This is a genomic window from Isoptericola croceus (genome assembly GCF_029382255.1).
GTDB lineage: Bacteria > Actinomycetota > Actinomycetes > Actinomycetales > Cellulomonadaceae > Isoptericola > Isoptericola croceus.
The window spans coordinates 1-278 of sequence record NZ_JARLLG010000162.1; the positions used below are offsets into that span (position 1 = coordinate 1).

Sequence of the window (278 nt, forward strand, 5' to 3'; positions counted from 1 at the left end):
GTTACTAGATGCAGTGAATCGCGGCGTACATTTAGATGTTGGTCACGGGACTGCTAGTTTTTCTTTTAAAGTAGCAGAAGCAGCGAAGCGTCACGGTATTGACTTTCATACAATTAGTAAAGATATTTACCGGAAGAATCGCGTGCACGGTCCAGTGTATAGTATGGCTCACGTTCTTTCGAAATTCCTTTTCTTAGGGTATCCGCTAGAAGAAGTGATTGATGCGGTTACGAAAAATGCAGCAGAGTGGCTAAAAAAACCAGAGCTTGGCCGTATTC

At 43.2% G+C, this 278-nt stretch carries 1 protein-coding gene; it reads left to right on the top strand.

The window, feature by feature from the left end; genetic code table 11:
- On the top strand, nucleotides 1-278 hold a 278-nt coding region (locus PZC42_RS24510), incomplete at both ends, for an amidohydrolase family protein (RefSeq protein WP_277214067.1).